This window comes from Aeromonas sp. 82P, from assembly GCF_051919365.1.
In the GTDB taxonomy this organism is placed as follows: domain Bacteria; phylum Pseudomonadota; class Gammaproteobacteria; order Enterobacterales; family Aeromonadaceae; genus Aeromonas; species Aeromonas veronii.
This window is the reverse complement of record NZ_JBQBEV010000001.1, coordinates 261,921-286,817: the sequence shown is the minus strand read 5'-3', so window position 1 is coordinate 286,817 and position 24,897 is coordinate 261,921. Positions and strand designations below refer to the sequence as shown.

22 protein-coding genes, 4 tRNA genes and 1 pseudogene are annotated in these 24,897 nt (G+C 59.1%); 9 read left to right on the top strand and 18 right to left on the bottom strand.

What is annotated here, in order from left to right:
* Positions 1-47 precede the first annotated feature (47 nt).
* From gorA to ACTG2S_RS01305, 5 genes and pseudogenes are all read right to left on the bottom strand, one after another.
* Positions 48-1,397, bottom strand: a complete 1,350-nt coding sequence (gorA, locus tag ACTG2S_RS01325; RefSeq protein ID WP_111900884.1) for a glutathione-disulfide reductase — start codon at positions 1,395-1,397, stop codon at positions 48-50.
* A 76-nt stretch (positions 1,398-1,473) separates the two neighbouring features.
* Positions 1,474-3,441, bottom strand: a complete 1,968-nt coding sequence (locus ACTG2S_RS01320) for an ATP-binding protein (protein WP_279491501.1) — start codon at positions 3,439-3,441, stop codon at positions 1,474-1,476.
* 118 nt (positions 3,442-3,559) lie between these two features.
* A pseudogene (locus ACTG2S_RS01315) lies at positions 3,560-6,641 on the bottom strand (multidrug efflux RND transporter permease subunit).
* Positions 6,642-6,656: 15 nt separating this feature from the next.
* On the bottom strand, positions 6,657-7,790 hold the full coding sequence (locus ACTG2S_RS01310; RefSeq protein WP_005339268.1) for an efflux RND transporter periplasmic adaptor subunit: 1,134 nt from the start codon (positions 7,788-7,790) through the stop codon (positions 6,657-6,659).
* A complete protein-coding gene (locus tag ACTG2S_RS01305; RefSeq protein WP_439981889.1) occupies positions 7,787-8,383 on the bottom strand; it encodes a TetR/AcrR family transcriptional regulator in 597 nt (198 codons plus the stop codon). The genes ACTG2S_RS01310 and ACTG2S_RS01305 overlap by 4 nt, the downstream gene beginning before the upstream one ends.
* A gap of 232 nt (positions 8,384-8,615) precedes the next feature.
* Here ACTG2S_RS01305 and ACTG2S_RS01300 point away from each other — a divergent pair.
* The 5 genes from ACTG2S_RS01300 to ACTG2S_RS01280 all read left to right on the top strand — a co-directional run bounded on the left by ACTG2S_RS01300 (position 8,616) and on the right by ACTG2S_RS01280 (position 9,773).
* A tRNA-Arg gene (locus tag ACTG2S_RS01300) sits at positions 8,616-8,692 on the top strand.
* Between the two features lie 51 nt (positions 8,693-8,743).
* A tRNA-His gene (locus tag ACTG2S_RS01295) sits at positions 8,744-8,819 on the top strand.
* A gap of 20 nt (positions 8,820-8,839) precedes the next feature.
* Positions 8,840-8,925: transfer RNA gene (locus tag ACTG2S_RS01290), tRNA-Leu, on the top strand.
* A 76-nt stretch (positions 8,926-9,001) separates the two neighbouring features.
* Positions 9,002-9,078, top strand: a tRNA-Pro gene (locus ACTG2S_RS01285).
* A gap of 179 nt (positions 9,079-9,257) precedes the next feature.
* Positions 9,258-9,773, top strand: a complete 516-nt coding sequence (locus tag ACTG2S_RS01280) for a ricin-type beta-trefoil lectin domain protein (RefSeq protein ID WP_113740712.1) — start codon at positions 9,258-9,260, stop codon at positions 9,771-9,773.
* A gap of 34 nt (positions 9,774-9,807) precedes the next feature.
* Here ACTG2S_RS01280 and ACTG2S_RS01275 read toward each other — a convergent pair whose 3' ends face one another.
* The 8 genes from ACTG2S_RS01275 to ACTG2S_RS01240 all read right to left on the bottom strand — a co-directional run bounded on the left by ACTG2S_RS01275 (position 9,808) and on the right by ACTG2S_RS01240 (position 17,774).
* A complete protein-coding gene (locus tag ACTG2S_RS01275) occupies positions 9,808-10,623 on the bottom strand; it encodes a Cof-type HAD-IIB family hydrolase (protein WP_005339262.1) in 816 nt (271 codons plus the stop codon).
* Between the two features lie 89 nt (positions 10,624-10,712).
* A complete protein-coding gene (locus ACTG2S_RS01270; RefSeq protein WP_439981888.1) occupies positions 10,713-11,753 on the bottom strand; it encodes an alpha/beta fold hydrolase in 1,041 nt (346 codons plus the stop codon).
* Positions 11,750-12,412 carry a CatB-related O-acetyltransferase gene (locus ACTG2S_RS01265; protein WP_201954397.1) on the bottom strand — a complete coding sequence of 221 codons (663 nt, stop codon included), beginning with the start codon at positions 12,410-12,412 and terminating at the stop codon, positions 11,750-11,752. The genes ACTG2S_RS01270 and ACTG2S_RS01265 overlap by 4 nt, the downstream gene beginning before the upstream one ends.
* Positions 12,412-13,143: a tRNA (guanosine(18)-2'-O)-methyltransferase TrmH gene (gene trmH, locus ACTG2S_RS01260; RefSeq protein ID WP_005339257.1), complete on the bottom strand. Its 732-nt coding sequence runs from the start codon at positions 13,141-13,143 to the stop codon at positions 12,412-12,414. The genes ACTG2S_RS01265 and trmH overlap by 1 nt, the downstream gene beginning before the upstream one ends.
* A gap of 44 nt (positions 13,144-13,187) precedes the next feature.
* Entirely contained in the window at positions 13,188-15,305 is a 2,118-nt protein-coding gene (spoT, locus tag ACTG2S_RS01255) for a bifunctional GTP diphosphokinase/guanosine-3',5'-bis pyrophosphate 3'-pyrophosphohydrolase (RefSeq protein ID WP_005339255.1), read from the bottom strand.
* Positions 15,306-15,436: 131 nt separating this feature from the next.
* Positions 15,437-15,712 carry a DNA-directed RNA polymerase subunit omega gene (rpoZ, locus tag ACTG2S_RS01250; RefSeq protein WP_005307060.1) on the bottom strand — a complete coding sequence of 92 codons (276 nt, stop codon included), beginning with the start codon at positions 15,710-15,712 and terminating at the stop codon, positions 15,437-15,439.
* A gap of 79 nt (positions 15,713-15,791) precedes the next feature.
* Positions 15,792-16,418: a guanylate kinase gene (gmk, locus tag ACTG2S_RS01245; RefSeq protein WP_139405247.1), complete on the bottom strand. Its 627-nt coding sequence runs from the start codon at positions 16,416-16,418 to the stop codon at positions 15,792-15,794.
* 303 nt (positions 16,419-16,721) lie between these two features.
* Positions 16,722-17,774, bottom strand: a complete 1,053-nt coding sequence (locus tag ACTG2S_RS01240) for a glycosyltransferase family 9 protein (RefSeq protein ID WP_439981887.1) — start codon at positions 17,772-17,774, stop codon at positions 16,722-16,724.
* 222 nt (positions 17,775-17,996) lie between these two features.
* Here ACTG2S_RS01240 and ACTG2S_RS01235 point away from each other — a divergent pair, with 222 nt between their 5' ends.
* Both ACTG2S_RS01235 and ACTG2S_RS01230 read left to right on the top strand, forming a co-directional pair.
* A complete protein-coding gene (locus ACTG2S_RS01235) occupies positions 17,997-18,710 on the top strand; it encodes a 3-deoxy-D-manno-octulosonic acid kinase (protein WP_151286415.1) in 714 nt (237 codons plus the stop codon).
* Between the two features lie 70 nt (positions 18,711-18,780).
* Positions 18,781-19,644 (top strand): GGDEF domain-containing protein, encoded by an 864-nt coding sequence (locus ACTG2S_RS01230; protein WP_368150857.1) that lies wholly within the window; start codon positions 18,781-18,783, stop codon positions 19,642-19,644.
* Positions 19,645-19,650: 6 nt separating this feature from the next.
* Here the strand turns inward: ACTG2S_RS01230 and ACTG2S_RS01225 are convergent, their stop codons facing one another.
* On the bottom strand, positions 19,651-20,505 hold the full coding sequence (locus ACTG2S_RS01225; protein ID WP_151286414.1) for a carboxylate/amino acid/amine transporter: 855 nt from the start codon (positions 20,503-20,505) through the stop codon (positions 19,651-19,653).
* Between the two features lie 39 nt (positions 20,506-20,544).
* On the opposite strand from ACTG2S_RS01225, the gene ACTG2S_RS01220 reads away from it, so the two are divergent.
* A complete protein-coding gene (locus ACTG2S_RS01220) occupies positions 20,545-21,006 on the top strand; it encodes a DUF6314 family protein (protein WP_416015063.1) in 462 nt (153 codons plus the stop codon).
* A gap of 123 nt (positions 21,007-21,129) precedes the next feature.
* On the opposite strand, the gene ACTG2S_RS01215 is transcribed toward ACTG2S_RS01220, so the two are convergent.
* Together ACTG2S_RS01215 and ACTG2S_RS01210 are read right to left on the bottom strand one after the other, a co-directional pair.
* Positions 21,130-21,291: a hypothetical protein gene (locus tag ACTG2S_RS01215; RefSeq protein ID WP_005339236.1), complete on the bottom strand. Its 162-nt coding sequence runs from the start codon at positions 21,289-21,291 to the stop codon at positions 21,130-21,132.
* Positions 21,276-22,175, bottom strand: a complete 900-nt coding sequence (locus ACTG2S_RS01210; protein ID WP_005357113.1) for a DMT family transporter — start codon at positions 22,173-22,175, stop codon at positions 21,276-21,278. Before ACTG2S_RS01210 ends, ACTG2S_RS01215 begins: the two co-directional genes overlap by 16 nt.
* Before the next feature lie 91 nt (positions 22,176-22,266).
* On the opposite strand from ACTG2S_RS01210, the gene ACTG2S_RS01205 reads away from it, so the two are divergent.
* Complete coding sequence (locus tag ACTG2S_RS01205) at positions 22,267-23,226, top strand: LysR family transcriptional regulator (RefSeq protein ID WP_005357110.1); 960 nt, start codon at positions 22,267-22,269, stop codon at positions 23,224-23,226.
* Here ACTG2S_RS01205 and trpS read toward each other — a convergent pair.
* Both trpS and ACTG2S_RS01195 read right to left on the bottom strand, forming a co-directional pair.
* Complete coding sequence (gene trpS / locus ACTG2S_RS01200; protein ID WP_274161014.1) at positions 23,205-24,218, bottom strand: tryptophan--tRNA ligase; 1,014 nt, start codon at positions 24,216-24,218, stop codon at positions 23,205-23,207. The genes ACTG2S_RS01205 and trpS overlap by 22 nt on opposite strands.
* Positions 24,219-24,410: 192 nt before the next feature.
* The gene (locus ACTG2S_RS01195; protein WP_005339229.1) at positions 24,411-24,848 is read right to left on the bottom strand and encodes a universal stress protein; all 438 of its coding nucleotides are present in this window, start codon (positions 24,846-24,848) and stop codon (positions 24,411-24,413) included.
* Positions 24,849-24,897: the final 49 nt, after the last annotated feature.

Sequence of the window (24,897 nt, the reverse complement as noted above, 5' to 3'; positions counted from 1 at the left end):
ATGGCTGTAGACGCCGGCTGCTCGTGACAGGCCAACTTCATCTGCCCTTAGCGCATAGTGACGAACTCTTCCGCGCTGGTCGGATGGATAGCAACGCAGTTGTCGAAATCAGCCTTGGTGGCTCCCATCTTCATGGCGACGCCGAAGCCTTGCAGGATCTCATCCATCGCAAAGCCGATACCGTGCAAACCGACCACCTTCTCTTCCGGGCCGACACAGACCAGCTTCATCCGGGTGGGCTGGCGATGCTGGGTCAGTGCAGAGTACATGGCGGTGAACTGGCTGCGGTAGACCTTCACCTGGTCCTCGCCGTATTCGGCGATGGCTTCAGGTTCGGTCAGGCCTATGGTGCCGATGGGCGGGTGGCTGAACACCACGGTCGGCACCAGATCGTAGTTGAGGTGTTCGTTCGGCTTGTTGTTGAACAGCCGCTCGGAGAGGCGGCGGCCTGCCGCGACGGCTACAGGTGTGAGCTGGATGCGACCCGTGTTGTCACCCACTGCATAGATGTTGGCGACGGCGGTGTTCTGGAACTTGTCGGTCGGGATAAAGCCCTTCTCGTCCAGCGCTATGCCTGCGGCGGCAAGATTCAGGTTTTCAGTAGCCGGTACTCGGCCGATGGCCCAGATCAGGCAGTCAACGGTGAGGTGGCGACCATCTTCCAGTTGCAGGGTCAGGCTGTTGTCAGCGTTTTTGAGCACGGCTTTGGGAATGGCGTGGGTGTGCAGCTTGGGCCCTTCCTGCGCCATGATTTCCACCAGTGTCTCGTTGATCATGGGGTCGAAGTTGCGCAGCGGCGCGTGCTTGCGCACCACCAGATGGGTCTCTGAGCCGAGTGCCTGCATCACGCCGGCGATCTCGACTGCGATGTAGCCCGCACCCACTACGGCAACCCGCTTGGGTTGGCTTTGCAGGTCAAAGAAACCGTCGGAGTCGATACCCAGCTCGGCTCCCGGGATCGCCGGAATTTCCGGGCGGCCACCGGTAGCGATCAGAATGTGATCGGCCGTGTAGCGCTCGCCATTGACCTCGATGGTGTTGCTGCTGACGAAGCGGGCGAAGCCCTTGATGACGGTGATCTGGTTCTTGCCCAGCACGTTCTGGTAGGACTGGTGGATGCGGCTTATGTAGGCCTGGCGGGACTCGACCAGCTTGGCCCAGTTGAAGTGGTTGAGGGTGGTGTCAAAGCCGTAGTCGGCGCCATATTTCAGGGCATCGGCGATCTGGCCGGCATACCACATGGCCTTCTTCGGTACGCAGCCTACGTTGACGCAGGTTCCACCCAACTCTTTGGCTTCAATCAGGGCAACTTTCTTACCGTACATGGCAGCCCGGTTGGCTGAGGCGATACCGCCGCTGCCACCGCCGATGGCGATATAGTCAAAATGCTGTGCCATTGCGAGGTTCTCCGCTCATTAAGAATGCAATCACAGCATGATGGGGATAAAGCGGCTGGCTCACAAGAGCCAGCGCTCAGTTATGTTGGATCGGCAGGCGAATATGGAACTGGGCGCCCTGGCCCGGTTCGCTGGCACAGCTGATACGGCCTTTCAGCAGTTGCACCACCAGGTTGTAGATGATGTGTGTGCCCAGACCGCTGCCGCCCTGACCCCGCTTGGAGGTGACGAAGGGATCGAAGATGCGCGGCAAGATTTCGGGCGGGATGCCGCGGCCGTTGTCCGAGTAGTCGATAAACAGCTCTTCTCCCTGCTGTTCCACCTTGATGGTGATCTTCTTCGGTTTGTCCCAGTTGTCGAACCCGTGGTTGATGGAGTTGAGGATCAGGTTCGAGTAGATTTGGGTAAAACTGCCCGGGAAGGAGAAGATCGACAGCTTGGGATCGCACTGGATATCCACTTCGCACTGGCTCTTCTTCAGTTTGTGGCCAAGCGAGACCACTACCTGATGGAGGTTGTCGGCGAGACTGAAGTTGTAGCGCGCTTCCGATGACTGATCGACCGCTACCTGTTTGAAGCTGGCAATCAGCTCGGAGGCGCGCCGCAGGTTGCTCTGCAGCAGCTGCATCGATTCGTCGAGGTTGACGGTGAACTCGTTGAGATAGGAGCGCGACAGCTGCTTGGAGTCGATATGGGACTTGAAGTCGGCGACCCGCTCTTGCAGGTAGGAGGAGGCGGTCACGCTGATGCCGATCGGAGTGTTGATCTCGTGTGCCACCCCGGCTACCAGCGAGCCGAGGGAGGCCATCTTCTCGGACTCCACAAGGGTCTGCTGGGCCTGTTTCAGGTCGTCGTACGCCTTGCCGAGCTGGTTGTTGGCTTCGCTCAGGCTGCGGGTACGCTCCACCACCTTGCCTTCCAGCTGTTCGTTGAGCTGGATAATCTCCCGCTCGACCTTTTTCAGTTGGGTGATGTCGTAGCCGAAGCCGATCTGGTACTTGAGGTTGGGACCATCGTAGAAGGGTACGAAGGTCCACTGCAGTACCAGCTCATGGGCCTGCTGGTCATGCATGATGACCTCTTTGTCTGACAGTGAACCCTCCGCCGCCAGAATATCGTTCAGCTCTTCCCGTTGCGCCGGGCTGACAAAAAGATCCAGCCAGTTGTGTTGCAACAGCTCCTGCTGGTGGTAGCCGGTCAGCAGTATGGCTGCCGGGTTGATGCTGGCGATGGTCAAGTCTGGTTCCATGCAGCAGATGACCATGTTGGCGGAGTTGATCAGGGTGGCGGAGAAATCCCGCTCCTGTTGCAGCTGTTCCACCGCCTGATGGCGGGCAACCAGCTCGTCACGCAGTCGGGTACGCATCTGGTTGAGGGTGGAGACCAGGGTATCCAGCTCATCGGGTTTCTTGCGTGGCTGCGGGCGGCCTTCCAGCTCCAGCGCCATGTCGAGCCGATCGAGGTTGAACTTCTGGGCGTAGTTGGCGATGCGGTTGATGTGCCTGACCACCAGATAGTAAATGATGATCAGGATGCAAAATGAGACCACCAGGGTCTTGATGGTCTGGCTGACCATGATCAGCACCGATTTTTCGATGAGGCGCTGGTAGATCTGCTCGAGAGAGGCGGCAACGAACAGCTTGCCAACGATTTCACCCTGATAGGTGAGGTTGAATTCGCGGGAGATATCATAGCTTTCCCGCTCGACCCCCTGGGTCAGCAGCGGGACTTCGGAGTTGCCGAGCATCTCCTTGACCATCACGAACTGCATGTTGGGCAGGTTCATGATCCCTTCAATTTGCACTTTGACCTGCTCTTCATCCAGGTTCCACAAGCTGGCGGCGATGGGTTGCAGGAACGAGGCCTCGATCTGGCCGATGCTGTCTTCGATAACGGCGACATCCTTGCGGTAATCCCAGGCGAGTTGCAGCGCCGTAATGATCATCGCCAATACGGTACTGCAGACCAGAATGTAGGAGAGCAGGCGATATGAGAGTCCGTTGCGGCCTACGGCCCTGGCGGTCTTGGTGAAGAGTCCTGACATGGCGTCCTTGCGGTCTGGATGTGGTGTTTTTTAGTTTAACTGCTTCATGCACTTATGTCGTCTTTCCTGCGCAGCATAAAAAAGGCCCCGTATCGGGGCCTTTGCATGTGATTGATGATTAATGTCCACCGTTTGCTTTGGGCGGAATGGTTTCATCGAATACCGGCAAGGGTTTGTGCTCGGAAGCCAGATAGGTGTAGATCACCGGCAGTACGAACAGGGTAAACAGGGTACCGATGGCAAGACCAGCCACGATGACGATACCGATACTGAAACGCTGTGCCGCACCGGCACCTGCGGCGTAGAGCAGCGGGATCAGACCGGCAATCATGGCCGCCGTGGTCATCAGGATCGGACGCAGACGCACCTTGGCGGCCTGCATTACTGCTTCCATCCGGTTCATGCCGCGCAGCAGCTGCTCTTCCTTAGCTACTTCACAGATCAGGATACCGTGCTTGGTAATCAGACCCACCAGGGTAATGAGGCCCACCTGGGAGTAGATGTTCATGGTCGCCATACCCCATGCCAGGGCAATCAAGGCCCCGCTGATGGCGAGCGGTACAGAGACCATGATGACCAGCGGGTCACGCACCGACTCGAACTGGATTGCCAGCACCAGGAAGATGATGGCCAGTGCCAGCGCGAAGGTGGCATAGAGCGCATTGCCTTCGGTGACGAACTGACGGGCTTCACCCATGAAGTCGTAACGATAGCCTTGCGGCAGCTTCTCGTCAGCGGTGGTCTGGAACCAGTTGATCGCATCACCCATGGCCACGCCCGGAGCCGGAACGGCGCCTATGGTGGCGGAGTTCAGCTGGTTGAAGTGGGGCAGGGCGCGGGGCTCGCCAACCACTTCAATGCTGATCAGGCTGCCGAGCGGGATCGACTTGCCGTCGGCGGCCCGCACGTAGTAGCCCTTGATGGACTCCGGATTGAGACGGTACTTGCGCTCGACCTGCGGGATCACCTCGTAGGAGCGGCCATCCAGGTCGATACGGTTGACGTAACCGTCCGCCATCATGGTGCCCATGGTGATTCCGATATCCTGCATGGTGATGCCGTAGGCACCTGCCTTGTCCTTGTCGATGCGGATCTTCATGGTGGCGGAGTCGTAGTTCAGATCGAGATCCGAATAGACGAACTGACCGTTACTCTGCGCCGCTGCCAGAATTTCCCCGGCCACCAGGAACAGGCTTTCGAAGCTGTTCGGGGTGGTGATGACGAACTGGATCGGCAGACCACTCGATGCACCCGGCAGTTCCGGGAACTGGAAGGTGGTGATGGCCATACCCGGGATGTCTTTCACCAGATTGGCGACCCGGTCCAGCACCTCTTTCTGGCTCGCTTCACGCTGGCTCCAGGGCACCATGGAGGCGATACCGAACGCCTGGTTGGCATTGAACACCCCGGAGAAGACCTGGGAGAAGGCGATTTCGGGCTGGTCGTCCAAGATCTTGTTCACATCCGCCATGGTGTTTTCGATGTAGTCCAGGTTGGCGTTGGACGGTGCGGTACCCAGCACGGCCATTACCCCCTTGTCCTCTGACGGTGCCAGTTCGCTCGGGATGAACTTGAACAGCAGCGGCAGGCTGGCGAAGACGATGACGGCGAACACCACGATGACGGGGCGCTTTTTCATCACGGCGTGCAGCATGCTGTCGTAGCGATCGGTCATCCGTTCCAGCAGGTGGTGGACTGTGCTCTCGAACTTGCCCGGCTGCTCGTTGGCCTTGAGCATCTTGGAACACATCATCGGTGACAGAGTCAGGGCGATGATGCCCGAGACGAACACGGCGCCAGCCAGCGTCAGGGCAAACTCCTTGAACAGGGAGCCTGTGATACCCCCCATCAGGGCGATAGGGGCGTATACCGCCGCCAGGGTGACCGTCATGGCGATAACCGGTACCGCGATCTCGCGGGTACCGATAATGGCTGCCCGGAACGGTTCTTCCCCCTCCTTGATATGACGGTCGACGTTCTCCAGCACCACGATGGCGTCATCCACCACCAGACCGATCGCCAGCACCATCGCCAGCAGGGTCATCAGGTTTATCGAGAAGCCGAACATATCCATCATCATCACTACGCCGATAAGACTGAGCGGAATGGTGATGATCGGGATGATGACCGCGCGGAACGAACCGAGGAACAGGGTGATGACCACCAAAACGATTGCGGCTGCCTCCAGGATGGTCTTGATAACCTCGTGGATGGACTCGTTGATCGCCACTGTTGAGTCATACATCACGTTGAGACGCATGGTGCTCGGCATATTGCGCTCAAGGCTCGGCAGCAACGCCAGCACATCGTGGGCGATGTTGATGGGGTTGGCTGTCGGCGCGGCGTTGACCGCCATGACCACGGCTTCGCGTCCGTTGGCGCTGGCGCGATAGATGTCGTGGCTCTTCTCGAGGGTCACCTTGGCAATGTCGGAAAGGCGGATCACCTTGCCGTCACGGGTAGCAACGACCAGACGCTTCAGCTCGTCGACGTCCTTGACCTGGGTCTCGGCGTTGCCGTTGAACAGGGTAAAGTAACCGGTCGCCTGACCTGTCGCGGACTGATAGTTGTTGCTGTTGAGCACCGTCATCACGTCACTGGCAGTCAGGTTGAAGGCCGCCATCTTGGCCGGATCCAGCCATACCCGCAGGGCAAACTCGACACCGCCGTAGAGGTCAACCTTGGAGACCCCGCCGACAGTAAAGAGCTGCGGCTTGATAACCCGCTCCAGATAGTCGGTGATCTGGCTGGAATTGAGCTCCGGGCTGGTAAAGCCGAGGTAGAGCACCGCCGTGGTTGAACCGGTGGAGGAGGTGACCGACGGGTCTTCCGCCTCTTTCGGCAACTGGGATCGCACCGAGTTCACCTTCGCCAGGATGTCGGACAGCGCGGCGTTGGGGTCGGTGTTGAGCTTCATGTACGCAGTGATGGTGGAGCTGCCCAGCTGGCTGGAGGAGGTCATGAAGTCGATGTTGTCGGCTTGCGCGACCGCCTGTTCCAGCGGCTGGGTGATGAACCCCTGGATCAGATGAAGAACTGGCGCCATAGTAGCCAGTGCTGACGGTGATCACCGTGTTGGTCACCTCGGGGTATTCCCGTACCTGCATCTTGAAGATGGCCTGAAAGCCCAGCAAGGCGATCAGGAAGCTGAGCGAGATCGCCAGCACAGGCCGTTTTATAAATATGTCAGTAAATCGCATCGCAGATCTCCGCGCTTACAGCATCGGGGTTTGTGCCGGAACGGCCAGGGCGTCGTTCTCGACCACATGCACCTTGGTGTCGTTGCTCAGGCGAACCTGACCCGACAGTACGATCTGGTCACCGGCCTGGATGCCGGAGAGCACATGCACATCGTTGCCACGGCGCTCACCGGCCTTGACCACAACCTGCTTGGCTCGCAGCACTTTCACCTTGTTACCCTCTTTGTCGGTCTCTTCGCCCTCTTTGAGCACGTAGACGTTCTGACCGTAAAGGGTGAAGGAGATAGCGCTCTGCGGGATCACGATCTGATCTTTCACCGTCGGCAGAATGATGCTGGCGCGGGCGAACATACCGGAACGCAGCTGACCGTCGTTGTTCGGAATGTCTGCCTGTACCTGGATCAGGCCGCTCTGGAAGTTGACCGCAGGTTCGATGGCGGTGATATGACCGTCAAACTGGGTTTGCGGATAGGCATCCACATTGATCTTGATGGTCTGGCCCAGCTTGATTTTGGAGATATCGGTCTGGGGCACGGTGAAGCGCAGGCGCATCACGCTGGTATCTTCCAGGCGCACGATATCTGTGCCCGGCTGCAGATACTGACCGAGGAACACATTGCGCAGGCCGACCACGCCGCTAAAGGGCGCACGGACTTCACGACGGGCAATGGTCGCCTTCAGACTCTCGATATCTGCTTCCAGCGAGCGATAGGCCGCTTCGGCTTCATCCAGCTGCTCTTTGGAGATGGAGCTGGTCTTGTAGAGGTTCTGGAAACGATCGAACTTGGCTTTTGCCGCTGGCAGCTTGGCCTGGGAGGCGCGCAGATTGGCCCGCTCCACGGTGGAGTCCAGGCTCAGCAGCAGCTGGTCAGCCTTGACCGGTTTGCCTGATTCGAAGGTGATGGCGTCAATGGTACCTGCCAGTTCGGTGGAGAGGGTCACCCCCTGATTCGGCTCGATGAAGCCGATCGCTTCGATGGTCGGTACCCAATCCTGCGCCTTGGTCACCATGGCGGTGACGGGGAATTCGGGTTCCGGCCGGTTGGCCATGTATTGGGCAATCATCTTCTGTTTGAACAAATTGAAGCCGATGACGCTGCCAAACAAGGCGATCGCTATCAGCAACATAATGGCCATCCACTTTTTCATGAACAGGCTCCTGAGGTGGAAAGAATGGGGGATAAAATGGCATTCCAGCTGGCCCGGATCGCGGTTTCCAACTGCGATTCGGTCAGCGTGATGTTGTGCACCCTGCACTGCAGGGCCAGATGCATGACACTGTCCAGACTCAACACCTGGAGTGCCCGTATCGGTAAATCAATAAACAATCCTTGTTCAACGCCCTGTTCAAAAAATCGGTCCAGAGGCTCCCAGGCAGCCAGAATGACAGGATTGGTCTCCAATTCTGCCCCTAGCGAAGAGCTCTCGTACTGCAATTTGCACCGGATAGCGTTGGGTTCGTTAACAAAAATGGCATGAATATTGAGCCATAATTGGCGAAATTGTTGAAATGAAACTTTATCGATTGCTACATCGGCCATGACCATGGGCACACACTGCAAGATAGTGTGCTGGTGCAGTTGCCGGATCAGATCATCCTTGTCGCCGAAGTAACGATAGATGGTGCCGGTGGCAACATTGGCCTTCTTGGCGACTTCCGCAATCGACAGACCATGAAAACCCCGTTCACCCAGCACCTCATGGGCCGCGTTGAAGATGCTCTCTTTTTTATCCAGAATCATCAGTGTGACTTTCGATTGAATGAACGTTCATTCATTCTAGATTGGCATCAAATCAAGTCAAGGCAGCAAGGTGATTTGCGACTGCGATCTGCCCCTTTTCGGCTGTCAGCAGGGGAATAGTGGAAGAAAAGTGCGCAATGTGCTTGAAAAAACAACGAACAGTGTTTCGGTGACAGAAAAGTGTAGACAAACCAGCAACCATCATTAATAATGCGCCCCGTTCGACAGCGTGGCGCCCGTAGCTCAGCTGGATAGAGCGCTGCCCTCCGGAGGCAGAGGTCACAGGTTCGAATCCTGTCGGGCGCACCATCAAAAGTGCGTCGGTTAAACGGGCGTTGTTGTGGAACGAAAACAGCTGTGGTGGCTGTAGCTCAGTTGGTAGAGTCCCGGATTGTGATTCCGGTTGTCGTGGGTTCGAGCCCCATCAGCCACCCCATTTTACAGCTTGTCAGGTACGCGAAGGTGGCGGAATTGGTAGACGCGCTAGCTTCAGGTGTTAGTGCCCCCCGGGTGTGAGGGTTCGAGTCCCTCTCTTCGCACCATACTTGCTGTATGACGAGGATGACCATAAGGTCGTCTTTGTTTTTTTGAAGTAAACTATTTTGAAAGAAATAGCCTCGGTGATTAGCGCAGTCCGGTAGCGCATCTGGTTTGGGACCAGAGGGTCAAAGGTTCGAATCCTTTATCACCGACCACATTTAGAAAAACCTCGCTTAGGCGGGGTTTTTTGCTTTCCGGCCTCCGCCGTGCCAGTACTCTCTCCCTGTTACGTCTGTTTACACTCTATTTGGGCAGCGCGCCCCGCCTTTCGGTTATGCTTCAGCCTCGAGTCACTGACAACCGGATGTCATCGGCCCATTTCAGGCATTTTTCCATGAATAACAAAATTTCCTTTGCTTGCTCTCCCGCCCTGCTGGCTGCCTTGCTGCTGGGTGGCTGTACCATCAAGCCGCCATCCACCGATGTGATGATGGGCTCCATTGCATCACAACCGCAGGAGGAGCGCTCTCTCTCCCCCTTGCTGACCAGCGGTGATTTTTGCGTTGCGGTGTCCCAACAGAAGGTGTTGGCACAACCTTGCAGCGGAAAAGACGATCAACTGTTCGAGTGGGATCTGGGTGAGTTGCGCCTGCAGGATCTCTGTTTGCAAGCCAAAAACGACAGCGAGTTGATGCTGGCACCCTGTGACGGTCAGGCACAGTGGGAGTGGCAGAAAGACAAGCTGTTCAACAGCAAGGTTTCCCGCTGCCTCGATGTGGCCGGGCGACGCCATACCCCCGGCACGCCGCTGCGGCTGGCCGAATGCTACGGTGGAGCGAACCAGAGCTTCAGCTGGCAGCGGCCCAATCCCTGGCTGGAAACCCTGAAAAAACAAAGCCTCACATGGTGAGGCTTTGCTGAATCGGATGTCGGGATGAAGAGGATCAGGCAGCGCTGACGCTCTCCAGCTCGAACAGCTTCTCCAGATAGACGGCGACGCCATCTTCATCGGAGGTGAGGGTCTGCTCATACTCCGGCAGCGCCATTTTCAGGCGGTCATGGGCGTTGCCCATCACGATGCCGCGTCCCACCATGGTCAACATCTCGAAGTCGTTCATGCCATCGCCGAAGGCGATCGCCTCCGACATATCGAACCCGTTCTGCTCCAGCACGGCCCGCACAGCATTGCCCTTGTGCACCCCGGCGTGCATCACTTCGAGGCAGTCCGGCAGGGAGAAGGTGACGTTGAGCTGATCGCCATAGCGCTGGTTGAGGTGCGCCTCGATCTTCAGCAGCTTCTCGTGGTCGCCGATGTAGAACACCTTGTTGATCTGCTCTTTCGGTTCCTGCTTCAGGTCATCGACCAGACGGTAGGTGAACCCTGACTCGTCGTGGAACTGCAGCAGCCAGGGCAGCTCCTCTTCCACCACCCAGTCATCACCCTGATAGACATTGAGGTGGATAGAGGGGTCGCGCTCCAGTGCAATCAGTTCGGCGGCGATCTCGGTCGGCAGCGGCTGGTTGAAAATCAGCTGATCCTGTTTGTCATGGACCACGGCGCCATTGGAGGTAATGAGGTAGATGTCCATCCCCAGCGCATCGCGGAAGCTGCGAACGTCAACATGATGACGGCCGGTGGCGACCACGAATTTCACACCTTGTTCTACCAGGCGGTGCAGGGTATCCCGGGTACGGGGAGAGATCTGGTGCTGCTTGTTGAGCAGAGTGCCATCGAGATCGGATACAACTACCTTGAACATCATTACCTCGGCATCGATTGAAAACAGGGGCAGTTTACCTTAGCCCGCACTGTCACCCCATTTATTTAGGGTTACAAAAAATAGCCAGCTCAGAAGCGGGCGAAAAAGTCGACCGTCGCGGTCAGAGCGGGCTGGCGCTTGTCATCGGATTCGATAAACAGCTCGTGCCAGGCACCCTCGATGCGCAGTGGCTTGCCCCCTTCGCACTTGGCAATGGTGCAGAAGCGATCCTGAGCGGCATTGTCCACCACGCTGTCGTTGCCAGCCTGCAGCACCAGCAGCGGGGTTTTGATGGCGCCCGCATCGGCGATGGCGGCATCTGCACCGGTGATCCCCTGATAAATCCAGTGGGCGGTCGCGCCACCCAGCTTGATCTGCGGGTGCTGTTCGTAGATTTGGCGGAAGGCTTGATAGCGGGGCTGGCTGTGAGTCAGTTCGTTATCGGCAAAACCGTGATCCTGATAGGCTCCCTGACCGGGGCCGTAGGGAGGCTCACCAATCCAACCGCCGACCGTGCCTATGGTGCTCGCCAATCCCTTGGCCAGCCACTTGGGCAGACCGCCGAGATTGATGCCCAGCATGGGGGAGGAGAGTACGGCTGCTTTGATATCATCGGGCCAGCGCTCCAGATAGCGGGCCGAGATGGCACCGCCCATGGAGTGGGCCAGCAGGAACAGCTTGGCAGGTTGGTCCGTCATGATGATCTGGTCATGAAACTGCTTGAGATCGACCACATAATCGTCGAAATGGTCGACATATCCCTTCTGCGGGTCATTCAGCATCCGATCGGACATCCCCTGACCACGATGGTCGATGAGATAGAGGCTGTAGCCCTGACGCCAGAGATCCCACGCCAGCTCCTGATACTTGAGGTAACTCTCGACCCGGCCATTGACGATGAGGATGGCGCGATCAACCTTCTCCTGCCGCAGCGCAGCATAGCGGATGGTCACCCCATCCTTGCCCTGGAACTCTCCTTCCACCGCATGCTGGCGCCAGAAGTCGGGCAGGGTTTGCTGGTAGAGGCTGGGTACATCGGCTTCGCTGGTGAGCTGATAGGTATTGGTCACGGCAAGGGCTCCGGCAGAAAACAGGGTCAGGGCCAACAGGGAAAGAGAGAGGGGTTTCATCGGGCACACTCCTGTTGCCAATGGTGATAAAGGGCGGCGATATCCCCCGAGCAGAGCAGCGCCATGCAGGCTTGCAAGCGAGGCAGGGGCCAGTCCCACCACTGCATCTCTTGCAGCATGAGGATCTGCTCATCGCTGAAACGGCGGCGGATCGGTTGGGCCGGGTTGCCGCCGACTATGGTGTAAGGGGCCACATCCTTGGTCACCACGGCGCGGGTGGCGATGACGGCGCCGTCACCTATGGTGATGCCGGGCATGATCATCGCTTCCGAGCCGATCCAGACATCGTTGCCAATCCGTGTGTCTCCCTTGCGCAGAAAGCCGCTGCGGGCCCCTTCGCCAAAGGTGTCGGGGTTGAACGGGAAGGTGGAGACCCAATCCAGCCGGTGGCCCTGATTGCCCGCCAGCATGAAGGTGGCGCCCGAGCCGATGGAGCAGAATTTGCCGATGATCAGCCGATCCACCTCGCCCCAGAGGCCGCTCTCCCAGGTGTCGCGGGTCGAGCCATCGCCGAGCAGGTAACGGACGCAGTGATCCTCGAACGGTTTGCCGTGGTAGTAGCCGGAGTAGTAGCTGTAGTCGCCGGCCTCTATGTTCGGGTTGGTCAGGTGATCCCGGATTATTTGCGATTCCAGCCAGCTGCCAAAAGGGTTCTCCATCACTCCTCCTGCGGATCGTCCTGTTCGCTCTGCTGTGCCCACCCTTTGCGGGTCAGTTGCATCCGCTGCCACCACTCTTCGTCCGCCAGAATTTCACCGGCCGGGCCGAGCTGGGGGTAGGGCATCTCTTTCTCTTTGCAGAGCTGGGCATAGATAGGATAACCCCCCTCGAACAGGATGCTGTTCTGCTCCTCCTGCGTGAGTGGGCAGCCGCGCTGATAGCAACCGGCCAGCTCGCGCTGGCGCTGCGCCTCGTAGAGGATGGCGGCAGCGGCCACCGAGACGTTGAGGGACTGCACCATGCCCACCATGGGAATGACGATATGGTGGTCGGCCAGCGCCAGCGCCTCTTCACCGATGCCGTGTTTCTCCTGACCCACCAGAATGGCGGTCGGTTTGGTGTAGTCGATAGCGCGAAAATCGACGGAGCTGTCGGAGAGGTGGGTTGCCAGGATCTGCATGCCTGAAGCTTTCAGCTCGGCAACGGCTGTGCCGATATCCGGGTGCAGTTTTACATCCACCCAGTTCTGGCTGCCGCGGGCGGTGCCCTTGCGCTTGTGGATCCAGGTTTTGGGCCAGACCGCGTGTACCCGGTGGATGCCGATGGCATCGGCGGTACGCACGATGGCGGCCAGATTGTGAGGTTTGTGTACCTCTTCCATACAGACGGTCAAATCGAGCTGACGCTGGGCCAGCATATCGGTGATGCGCTTGAAGCGTTCGGGGGTCATGGCTTGTCTCTATAAAAGCAGCAGGCGGCTTGCGCCGCCTGTGTTCAGTTCTTCTGTCGGCTCACCTTGAGCACGTTGGGCATCACGCGGATCTTGCGCATGATGTTGGCCAGGTGGATGCGGCTCTTGGTGGTGATGAGCAGGCTGACCTGATAGACCCGGCCATCCTTCTCTTCGGTGCTGATGGCGTGAATATTGGCGCCGGTGGCGGCAATCACGTTGGCCAGCTCGGCCAGCGCACCCTGATGGTTGACGATCTCGATGCTGATACCGGTGCGGAACTCCTGTTCCTGCTCCTTGTCCACTTCCCACTGCACCGGCAGGTACTTGTCCGGTTCCTTGCTGTAGCCCTTGATGTTGCGGCAGGCTTCCTGGTGGATCACCAGACCCTTGCCCGGGCTGATGTGGGCGATAATGGCATCCCCCGGGATCGGACGGCAGCAGTTGGCGAAGGTGACCAGCATGCCGTCGGCACCCTTGATCGGCATCTTCTTGCTGCTGGTTTTGGGCTGCTCTTCCGGCGGCAGTTCATCTCCCAGCATGCGGCGCGCTACCATGACACTCATGGCGTTGCCGAGGCCCACATCGGCCAGCAGCCCCTGCAGGTTCTCATGCTTGGTATCGGCCAGCACCTGCTTGATGCGCGGCTCGGGGATGTCTTCGATATTCTTGGCGCCCAGCGCATGGTTGAGCAGGCGGCGACCCAGCACCACCGACTCTTCGGTGCGCAGGTTCTTGAGGAACTGGCGGATCTTGGAGCGCGCCTTGGTGGTCACCACGAAGTTGAGCCAGGCCGCGTTGGGGCGAGCCCCCGGTGCCGTGATGATCTCCACCGTCTGACCCGAGTGCAGCGGGCTGCTGAGCGGGTAGGGGTGGCGGTCGACCCGTGAACCAACGCAGGCGTGGCCGATGTCGGTGTGCACCGTGTAGGCGAAGTCCACCGGCGTGGCGCCAGCGGGCAGCTCCATGATGCGTCCTTCCGGCGTGAACACGTAGATTTCGTCGGGGAAGAGGTCGGTTTTGACCCCTTCGATAAATTCAAAGGAGCTGCCAGCGCTCTGCTGCAATTCCAGCAGGCTCTGCATCCAGCGCTGGGCGCGGATCTGGGCTGTGGTGCCCGAGCTGTCGCCATCCTGCTTGTAGGCCCAGTGGGCGGCAACCCCTTTGTCGGCCATCTGATCCATGAACTCGGTGCGAATTTGCACCTCGACCGGTACCCCGTGCGGCCCCACCAGCGAGGTGTGCAGCGACTGGTAGCCGTTGGTCTTGGGGATGGCGATGTAATCCTTGAAGCGGCCGGGGCGCGGTTTGTAGAGGCTGTGCATCTGCCCCAGCACCCGGTAACAGGTATCTATGTCCTTCACCTTGACCCGAAAGGCGTAGATATCCATTACCTCATGAAATTGCAGCTCTTTTTTCTCCATCTTGTTGTAGATGGAGAAAAGATTCTTCTCGCGGCCACTGACCTGATGCTCGATCCCCGCCTCTTTCAGGCGACCGCTGATTTCGCTCTGGATGGAGTCGATGATCTCGCGGCGATTGCCACGGGCGCGGCGCACCGATTCGCGCAGCACGCGGGATCGCATGGGATAGAGCGCCTCGAAACCCAGCTCTTCCAGCTCGTTCTTCATGGTGTGAATACCGAGGCGGTTGGCGATGGGGGCGAAGATTTCGAGGGTTTCCCGGGCGATGCGGCGGCGTTTGTCAGGGCGCAGGGAGCCCAGGGTGCGCATGTTGTGGGTGCGGTCGGCCAGCTTGATCAGAATGACCCGGATATCCTGGGTCATTGCCATCACCATCTTGCGGAAGTTCTCGGCCTGCGCCTCTTTGCGATCGCGAAACTTCAGCTTGTCGAGCTTGGAGACCCCGGCCACCAGTTCTGCAACCGCATTGCCGAATTGTTCGGCCAGATCGGCCTTGGTGACAGAGGTGTCTTCGATGACGTCGTGCAACACGGCGGCCATCAGGGTTTCATGATCGAGGCGCATGTCACCCAGGATTCGGGCAACGGCAACAGGGTGGGTGATATAGGGTTCGCCACTGGAACGCATCTGGCCCTGGTGGGCATCACGGGCCACCACATAGGCTTGCTTGAGCTTCTCAACCTGCTCTGGTGGCAGGTAGGAACTGGCTATTTCTTTAAGGTTTTCAAATAAATACAAGACAGTCCCCGCAGCGGTGAAACGGCAATTCGTGGAATTGAGGGTATAGCCCTGAGTTTGCGAGGTTTTCGAGCGGTTGTAAATGGGGATGAACAGTCGGCACCCGGGCGGGTGCCAACCGGAGGAATAACTTAACCGCGGCCTTCGGCGATGGCAGCAACGGCAGCCAGCTCGGCGGCTTCCTGCTCTTGCTGTTCGTAGCGGTCCTGGGTGTCCATCACTTGATTGTTCACCAGACCCAGCTCGATCTCACGCAGGGCGATCACAGTCGGCTTGTCGTTCTCTTCGTCGACCAGGGGATCTTTGCCTTGTACCGCGATTTGACGAGCGCGGCGCGCGGCGACCAGCACCAGGTCAAAACGGTTACCTACCTGTTTTACAGCATCTTCTACAGTAACGCGTGCCATGCAGGACTCCAGTGTTTGGGCTTTCTGTATTTAGAAAAGCAGTGTTTAAAAATGACGCAAAAGTTTACTTGTTTTTGGCTTACTCTGCCAGTAGCTGTTGCAGCAAGTTTTTTTGAGCCTGTTGCTGGTGACGCATCTCCAGCCGTTGGCACTCAATAATGGACCTGAGCTGGAACAGCGCCTGCTCGAAGTCTTCATTGATAATGACATAGTCATACTCGTCGTAGTGCACCATTTCGGCAATGGCTTTCGCCATCCGGCCGGCAATCACTTCGGCGCTGTCCTGACCGCGCCCAATCAGGCGGCGTTCCAGCTCTTCGCGGCTGGGGGGCAGGATGAAAATGGATTTGGTCGGCATCTGCTCGCGGATCTGGCGGGCACCTTGCCAGTCGATGTCGAGGAATACGTCGATCCCCTTGGCCAGACAGGCTTCGATGGTGGCGCGGGAGGTGCCGTAGTAGTTGCCGAACACTTCGGCCCACTCCAGAAAATCACCGCGTTCGATCAGCGCCTTGAACTCTTCCACCTGGACGAAGTGGTAGTGGACGCCGTGCTCTTCGCCCGGGCGGGTGGCGCGAGTGGTGTGGGAAACCGACAGCTGCATCTTGCCAGCTTGATTGTGGTTGGTCAGCAAGGCATTGAGCAGACTGGATTTACCAGCGCCGCTCGGAGAAGAGATGATATAGAGAGTGCCTTGTTGCGCCATATTATTACCTTTAATCGAAACCGCTGTTTTGGTTGTAGCAGAGACCGCCGTCTTGTGCCCGAAAGGGAGACAGCCAAACGCAAAACGCGGAAAATTCTTGAGTCAGGAGGATGTAAAGGCGGCGAATTTTACCAGAATGCGGCGAATAAAAAAACGGCCGGAATCATATTCCAGCCGATCAAAGTATTCGTAGCTTGCTGCGGGAGCGTAACCCACATCAGCCTGAATTGTGCCTTTGGCTGAGGGCAGAGGCTATCAGGTTATCCCTGCCTGATGGCTCGGAATTCCCGAGGTGCCCTGTCACTACGGCAGCTGACGATCGGCACAGAGCCGATCGAAGGCGGCGATCACCTGCTCGCTGGTGATGTTTCGCATGGCCTCCGGGTCTTTGAGACGGGTGCGCCAGCTCAATTCGGCCAGCGGCTTGCCGGTCTCCTGCTCGACCAGCTCCTGATAGACGCTGACCACGTAGTCGCGGCACAGATATGGGCCGGTGCGGGCCGGATTATGGTGGGCATAGAGACCGATCACCGGCGTGCCCACTATGGTGGCCATATGGGTGGGGCCGGTATCGGGGGCCAGTACCAGACTCGCCTCGCCAATCAGCGCCAGCAGCTGCTTGAGGTTGGTCTGCCCCACCAGATCGACCGGCTTGCTCTGGCTTAAGCGCTGGATCTCGGCAGCCAGATCCCGCTCCAGCTTGGCCGGCCCGCCACAGAGATAAACTTGAAAGCCCTTGTTGGCGGCGTGATCCGCCAGCGCGGCATAGCCTGCGGCCGTCCAGTTCTTGAAGGCCTTGCTGGCGGCAGCGCAGATCAGCAGGGTCGGTTTACCGCCAATCTTCTCCTTTGCCCACGCCTGATGTTCGGCGCTGATGGGCAGTTGCCAGGCCGGGGTCAGATCCTTGATGCCGAGCTCTTTGGCGAAAGCGAGGAAACCGTCCAGCACATGGGGGGAGGCAGGCGAAGGCACCTTGTGGTTGGTGAACAGCCACTGGCCGTCGTTGGCCCGTTCCCGATCAAACCCTAGTTTGACCTTGGCCTTGATGCCGAGGGTGGCGATGCTAGCCCGCATCGCCGCCTGCAGGTGGAGCAGGGCATCGAATTTGCGCCCCTTGAGGGTCTGCCAGAGATCGCGATAGCCGCGCCACCCCTTGCTCTTGTCGAAGTGGATTACCTCGACGCCGGGCAGATCGGCAAACAGGGTTGCCTCGATTTTGCCGGTGATCCAGGTGATGCGGGTTTGTGGCCACTCCCGCTGGATGACGCGCACCAGCGCCAGTGCGTGGCAGCAATCCCCGATGGCGGAGAGCCGCAGGATGCAGATGGAGGAGGGGGGTGTTTGAAATAGCGGCATGTTGTGGCGCACGGCTGGCAAAAAGGGTGGATGGCATTATGCAAACTCCCCTCTGGATTGTAAAATTGCGCACAATCGTCAGCCAGGATAGGCCGGGCCCAGCGCCATGACCTGTCTCTGCACGTCGTTGATTAAAGGCCACTATTGCGGGCATGCCAGAACGGCAGCCTCATCGCCAATTGAAAAATTGCGATCCATGACCCACCGAGCGGGATCTCCACGATGCGAGTACAGACCGAACACAACCAGATCTGCTGGTATGCCGAAGGGGCCTTTCGCGACCCCTCTCCCCAGTTATTCGATCCTGCCTGGTGGCAGAACAACCGTCAGGTGGTGGGAACCTCCATCGGGCGGGGGGTGACCTGGTTCGTCAAGGATGAGTCCCGCCATCTGGTGCTGCGCCACTACTATCGCGGCGGTATGGTGGGCAAGGTGGTGCGGGATCGCTTCTGGTTCGAAGGGGTCGAGTCGAGCCGTGCCATGGCCGAATACACCCTGCTGGCCAAGCTGTGCGAGCTGGGGCTGCCGGTGCCGCGTCCGTTTGGTGCCCGCATGGTCAAACAGGGCCCATTCTATCGTGCCGATATCCTGATTGAGCGAATTCGCGGTGCCAAGGATATGGTGGCGCTGCTCAAGCAGGGGCCGGTGGCGACCGAGGTGTGGCACAAGATAGGCCAGACGGTGCGCCAGCTGCACGATGCCGGGGTCTATCACGCCGATCTCAACAGCCACAACCTGCTGCTCGATAAAGAGGGCAATGTGTGGGTGATCGATTTTGACAAGGGTGCGATCCGCTCCCCCGGCGAATGGCAGAAGGCCAATCTGGAACGCTTGCTCCGTTCATTCAATAAAGAGTCTCAACTGCATACCAGTTTCCACTTCGTACCGGAGAACTGGCAGACCTTGATGAACGGGTATCAGGGAAAAGCACTCTGACCCTGTTGCTCGGCGTGAACGCCAATGTTACTTATTGAGCAGGTATTCAGATCCTGTTTCGAGGCGCCCCATGGAAATGCTCAAGACACCTTTGGTCGATGTGACTGCCCGGCTTGATCCGGGTCTGCTGTCTGATGCCATGGCGCTGCTGGAGGCGGGGATCTGGAGCTGGTCAGCCCAACATGGACTGCAGCGTGATCCCTCCTGCCTGCGCCTGTTGGGATTGGGAGAGTGCTGGCCGGATGATCTCGGCTGGCTGGATCGGGTTCATCCCGACGATGTTGCCCGGCTGGAGGATGCCCTGCTCGCCTGCCAGAGCGGCCGCAGCAGCGGTCTGCGCCTCGAATACCGCATTCTGCATCATCACGGTCACTACATCCGGCTGGAAGAGCGGATGCGTCGCGATGAGCGGGGTTATCTGCTGGGGGTTGTCCGTCACCTCGATCCCGCTGCCGTGCTGGTGGAGGAGCGACATGGCACCGATCCGCTGACCGGTCTGGAGAGCCGTGGCCGTTTCGAGCAACTGCTTGAAGAGCGGCTGGCGACCGAGAGCGGCACTTTCAGTCTGCTGCAGTTTTCGGTCGATCACATGGCCAAAATCCAGCAATTGTTTGGCGAAGCGGCTTGCGACGCCATGCTGGCCAAGCTGGCGCGTATCGTGCGCCACGAGCTGCGGCGGGAAGATCCCTTCGCCCGCTGGGATGAGGACGGTTTTATTTTGATGCTCTCCCAGACCGAGCGGATGAGTGCGCTGGAGATCGCCGAGCGGCTGCGCCTCGAGATTGCCGATGCCAGCCTGCTGTCACAGCGGCCGGTCACCGTCAGCATCGGGCTGGTGCAGAGTCAGGCTGGCGAGCAGCTCGATCATCTGCTGGCCCGGCTGGCCAGCTGTCACAGTCAGGCCAGACGGCAGCACAACACCGTCGTCGGCTGAGTGAGGTCAGGGCTGGCCGCTTTTGTCACGCTGGCAGACCCAGAGCGAGGCCAGCATCAGCAGGCCGCCGATGGTCAGTCGGGTCAGGTCGGTATCCTTGCCCCAGAGCAGCAGATTGACCAGCAAGCCGGCCGGAATGAGCGCATTGTTCATAATGGCCAGCACTCCGCTGGTGACCAGCGTCGCCCCCTTGTTCCAGAGGAAGTAGCCGAGGCCGGAGGCACCCACCCCCAGCCAGAGCAGAATGCCCCACTGCAACCCTGACGTCGGATATTGCGGCTTGCCCAGCAGCCACCAGGCGGGCAGTGCGATCACCAGCGCTCCCAGATAGAAGCAGCCGAACACCGCCAGTTGCGGCGGTTGCTCCGCCTCCCGTGCCAGCAGTACCTTGTAGCCCACTTGACCCAGGGCGAAACAGAGGTTGGCCCCCTGCACCACCATAAATCCCAGCACATAGCTTTCGGTCAGGCCGTCGAAGCGGATGACGGCAGCCCCGAGCACCGCCAGCAGGGCGCCCCACAGATAGGTGGGCTTGAAGCGCCCTTCCAGCAGGTCGTGGAGCAGGGTGACGTAGATGGGGGTGAAGATGGTAAAGACCAGCACTTCCGGCACCGTCAGCAGCAGAAAGGAGTGGTAGTAGAAGAGATACATGATGCCGAGCTGGATGGCGCCCAGCGCCATCAGCTTGGCCGCCAGATCGGGGCGCAGCCAGCGGCGGCGCAGGAAGGGGAGAAACACCAGACTGGCGAGGGCGATGCGGGTCAGCACCGAGAAGTAGGCATCGACCTGGCCAGCGAGGTAGACCCCGATCAGGCTGAAGGAGAATGACCAGAGCAGGGTGACCCCTATCAAGTAGTTCATGTGTTTGATTTATCATCAGTTGTCAATTTTAAGGGGGCTATGATGGCCGAGATGGAAGCGGCAATCCAGCGTTTATGGGCGCGATTGCCACAGGTCGGAGCATTTTCCTTTACCGCCAGCAATAGCGAGGGGTCGGCGACCGACTGGAATGGTCGGGGCGAGGGGCGTGTGCAGGTGACCGATCATCAGGGGGGCTGGCTGTTTAACGAGCAGGGCCGTTACATCACGCCTCATGGCAGGGAACTCGCCATGCACAACCGCTTCTGGTGGCAACGCAGCGAGCGGGGGATCCGCCTTTCTCACCTGCGTTATGAAGCGCCGGTTGAGCTGTTCGAGCTGCTGCCGCAGGGGGATGGCCACTGGCTGACCGCCGAGCCCCATCTGTGCGGGGCGGATCACTACAGCGCCGAGTTGACCGAGATCGACGGTGGTTTTCTGCTGAGCTGGCAGATCACCGGGCCGCGCAAAAACGAGCGACTCAGCTATCGCTATCTGATCTGACGCCGGCTGGCAGGCATAAAAAAACCGGCGCAGAGCGCCGGTAGCGGGGGACAAATCGGAGGTTTTTTAAAACAGTCCCAAAACAGGAGAGATAGACTCTCGTCACACATTCAGAGATTGACTTCAGGCATTCAGGGCATAGCTCAACATGGCTTGCAGCTTGCTATCGAAGAACCAGGGCAGCAGTACCATCAGCAGGCCCAGGATCCCGGCCAGTCGCTGGCGATACTGCCAGCCGGCAATCAGTACCAGACCACCGCACAGTGTGGTCAGGATGCCTGACATAGGGAGACCTCGCGCTGCATGCGACGCTGCTGCGCCCACTGGTTCATGGCGACCGAGCCGAGGATCAGGGCCAGGGCCACGCCGGTGGTGGGGTGGATCTGCTCGCCGAGGAACAGGGCGCCCAGCATCACGCCGAACAGCGGCACCAGATAGTTGCTGAAGGAGGCGAACGTCGGGCCGGCCTTCTGGATCAGCGCCATGTAGAGGAAGTAGACCAGACCGGTACAGAGGGTACCCAGTACAGTGATCGCGCTCAGGGCCTGGGTACTCGGCAGGGTCAGGCTGCCGAGATCAACCATGAAGGGGGCGACCAGCAGCAACTGGATTGCCGAGGAGATCAGGATATTGCGGGCGACCACGACCGGATGGTCCTTGGCGAAGCGCTTGATCATCAGCAGGCCGATGGCGAAGCAGCTGGCACCCAGCAGGATGGCCATGGCACCGAGCAGACCGGCGTTCATGCCCTGGGAGAGTTTCGGCCAGAACAGGGTGAGCACACCGGCAAAGCCGATGATCACGGAAAGCAGACCGGTTTTGGTGATTCTTTCACCAGAAATAAACAGCGGTGCAGCCAGAATGGTCACAAACGGGATACAACCCATGACCACGGCGGCGATGGCGCTATCCACATACTGTTGGCCCCAGGCGACCATGATGAAGGGAATGGTGGCATCCAGCAGGGCGATCAGCATATAGGTGCGCCACGGGGTGTGCTCACTCTTGAGCCGCATGAACAGGCAGAGCAGACCCAGGGTCAGGCTGCCGCACAGGGCACGACCGGCAGCCACCAGAATGGGGGGCAACTCGGCAACGGCCTGGTGCATGAAAATGAATTGGGAACCCCACAGCAGGCCAATGGCCAGCAATAACAGATAGCTACGCATTTGAATCTCCGATGTATTAAGCCAGCGCATTCTAGGCAATCTGTTACTATGGTAAAAATGAATTGTTGGCATTTAACTATGGCTAATATCGATGGATAGCTCGCTCGCCCGTCTCGACCTCAACCTGCTCGCCGTATTCGACATGCTGATGCAGGAGCGCAATGTCACCCGTGCCGCCGAACGGCTGCATTTGTCCCAATCCACTGTCAGTCACGCCTTGGGGCGGCTGCGGGTGGCGCTGGATGACCCGCTGTTCGTGATGAGTCGGCGCGAGATGATGCCGACCGAGCGAGCCAAGGCGCTGGCCGGTCCGGTGCGCCAGGCGCTGGCGATGCTGGAGCAGGGATTGCGGCAGGCCAAGGGGTTTGATCCCGCTACCGCACGGCGGATTTTCCGTATCGCCACCCCGGGCTCGGTGGAGCACGGGCTGGTGCCGGTGCTGGTGGAGAGGCTCCATCGGCAGGCTCCTCACTGTCGGCTGGAGGTGTGCGAGCTGGCCGACAGCGACTACGAGCGGGAGCTTGAGAAGGGGGAGCTGGATCTGGTGATCGGTTTCGCCGGGGCGAATCATCTCTCACCCCGTTTGTGGCGGGAGGAGTGGTTCAACAACCCGCTGGTCTGCCTGTCGCCACTCGGTAGCGAGTTGCCCGATGTGCTGACCCCGGTCGAGCTGGTGAGCCGCCCCCACATACATACCTCCAGCTGGGGTCACAGTCAGGCGATGGTGGAGCTCTGGCTGGCCCGTTTCGGGGTGGAGCGGGAGCTGGGCGTGCGGTTGCCAAGCTTTATGGCGGTGCCGCCGCTGATGGCGACCGGCCGCTATCTGGTGGTGGTGCCCGAGATGATCGGACGCCACTTCTGCCGCTACTACCCGCTGCGGATGCACCAGCTCGACCCCGCCATCCCCATCGTCTACCTGATGGCGGGGCACCCGCTCACCGCCCACGACGAGGCGATAGGCTGGTTCAAGAGCCTGTTGCACCAGCTGGTGTTCGACCTCTACGGCGACGATGCGCTCGGTACTCCCGCTCAGCGGATGCTGGCGAAGTAATTCAGCCCCATGGCGCTTTTCACCTCCGCCAATACCTCATCGGTGATGATGCGAGCCTGCTCGGTGCCCTGATAGAGCAGCTCCAGCAGCATCTTCTTGTCGGCGATGGCCGCGGCACGGCGCCCCCGCATCGGGGCGAGCAGGGTCTGCAGGCAGTCATTGAGCACCTGCTTGCAGCGCATGTCCCCCAGTCCGCCGCGCCGGTAGTGCGCCTTCATCTCGGCGACCAGCGCCTTGTCGGGGTGGAAGGCATCGAGATAGGCGAACACCGTATTTCCCTCCACCTGACCGGGATCGCTCACCTTGAGGTGGTTGGGGTCGGTATACATGGCGAACACCGCCTGTTTGACCTCTTCCGCCGACATGCCGAGCTCTATGGTGTTGCCGAGAGACTTGGACATCTTGGCCTTGCCGTCGATGCCGGGCAGGCGGCCGGTGTCACTCAGGATCGGTTGGCATTCGGTCAGCACCTCTTTGCCTACCAGAGAGTTGAAGCGGCGGACGATCTCGTTGGTCTGCTCCAGCATCGGCAGCTGATCTTCCCCGACCGGCACATGGCTGGCGCGAAAGGCGGTGATGTCGGCGGCCTGACTGACCGGATAGACCAGAAAACCGGCCGGCAGCGTGCGTTCGAACCCTTTTTGCTGGATCTCCGCCTTGACGGTGGGGTTGCGCTCCAGCCGGGCGACGCTGACCAGATTGAGGTAGTAGCAGGTGAGCTCGGCGAGGGCGGGCAGGGCGCTCTGCAGGCAGAAGGTAGTCTTGGCCGGGTCGAGACCGACTGCCAGATAGTCGGCCATCACCTCCAGCACGTTGTCGGTCACCTTGGCCGGATTGTGGCCGTTGTCGGTCAGCGCCTGCAGGTCGGCGATCATCACGAATTGACGATAGTGGTGCTGGGCTTCGACACGCTGGCGCAGGGAGCCGACATAATGGCCGATGTGCAGTTTGCCGGTGGGACGATCGCCAGTCAGGATTACGGGGTTGTGCATGTCACTCTCTCCAGTTGGGTGAGCCGGGAGGCGACAAAGGGATAAAAACAGTTGACCGCCTCTCGGCGGTCACGGTGTTTTCTTTGGGAAATTTACAATAGAAACGCGGTGCCGCCTGTTTAGGAGCAGCACCACCAGTAGTTGTGATTGAATGCGGTCATATTCATAGCAAATCAAACTACGCCGGTTTCATTACTTCTGCAAGGGGACGACCAGCAGATCGCAGGGCACCGTATTCATCAGCTGACGGGCGCTGGAGGTGAGCAGGCTCCAGAAGCTCTGGCGATGGCCGCACACCAGCAGGTCGATCTCGTACTCCTTGACCGCCTGATTGACCCGCTCGCTCAGATCGCCGCAGATCACCAGCTTCTTCTCGATGGGATAGTCCACCGAGGCCAGAAATGCCTCCAGCTTCTCTTTCGCTTCGGCGATCACCTGATCCTGCACGTTGTCGATGTCGATATCGATCATCTCGGTGTAGAGATCCTTGAGGTCCACATCGACATGGATAACCGACAGCTTGGCGCCGTTGGAGCGGGCTCTGTCCACCGCCTTGTCGATCACCTTGCGGTTGTCTTCAGAGAGGTCGATCGCGGCCAGAATATGCTTGTAATAGGTTGTTCCACTCATGGGGGTTCTCCTTACCGATCCTTCAGCCCACTATACCAATCTCTGCTGA